Consider the following 1064-nt stretch of genomic DNA (forward strand, 5'->3'; position numbering starts at 1 on the left):
GCAGCAAACTATTCAGCAGATTGTGAATCAGCAGCAGCAGCTGACTGGCATGCTTATGAATCGGAATCATGGGGCTGATAATATGCTGGCCGGTGGTGATAATGATTCTATGGATATATATGGAAAATATACGGAGAAAAATGGAGAAAATGCCGCTGAATCTACCTCTGTAAATCCTATAGAAGGAAAAGTTATAAAAGAAAAAGTTATAAAGGGAAAAGGGTTCAATAAGAAATAAAATCACAAAATAGCACTGATGAACAAGGCTATAATAAACCGGACGGAATCCGGCTGAGCTGGTTCAGATACTACAATGCAAATACATGCGGATATAGTCGGAAATAATACTATCGGAATATGTAGGAAATTGTAGGAAACTCACTCTATAAATGAACAGGGGTGCAGGAGCTGTTTATATAGTCAGATATAGTAGGAATTATTCAATAGGATTCAATCAGAGTTACTCACCAAAGTGCTGGTGGCTATTGACTTAAACCGCTTGTAAAGCTATAGTATAAACAGCTGATAAATACTCTTTAAGTGCATAGTTTATTTATCGCTGAATCTACTTGTGCTGTTTAAGGTAAAAAACAGTATTGTGACGACAATCAAAATACGGCCTAACAAACATACCATGCACTTCTAACATAAAAAACAGTTAGAAATAGGGGCTTATAAAAGCAAAAAACCGCTGGTAAGGCGGTTGAATTGCAAGTGCTTCATTTATCACTGAATCTATTACTCATGATATCAGTAAATTGAAATACACGCAATAGCTTATGCATATGAATATATGAAAACAGCAATCCTTTTCTGACTGTAGTGAATATCAAACTACTACATAGTAGAAGGGAAAACAGCTATGCAAACAAAAGAAGCAATCCAGTTAGAAGGAAAATACAAACTTGATAATGACTATCTGAAGTCTGACAATCTGACACTGAAGGTAGGTACAAGGCACAGGCCAAAAAAGGGGCAAGCCAAAAGGTTCATTGGTGCAGTTGATTCAACTAAGCCAGAGTCAGAAGCCTTTTCATATATCAGTAGCCTGTATGCAGTGCAGG

The 1064-nt window shown here is 36.9% G+C and carries 1 protein-coding gene; it reads left to right on the forward strand.

Annotation, left to right across the window (positions count from 1 at the left end; genetic code table 11):
• Positions 1-22: 22 nt before the first annotated feature.
• Positions 23-238 (forward strand): hypothetical protein, encoded by a 216-nt coding sequence (locus EOL86_15540; protein ID NCD26983.1) that lies wholly within the window; start codon positions 23-25, stop codon positions 236-238.
• Positions 239-1064 lie beyond the last annotated feature (826 nt).

Source organism: Deltaproteobacteria bacterium (assembly GCA_009930495.1).
In the GTDB taxonomy this organism is placed as follows: Bacteria; Desulfobacterota; Desulfovibrionia; order Desulfovibrionales; family Desulfomicrobiaceae; genus Desulfomicrobium.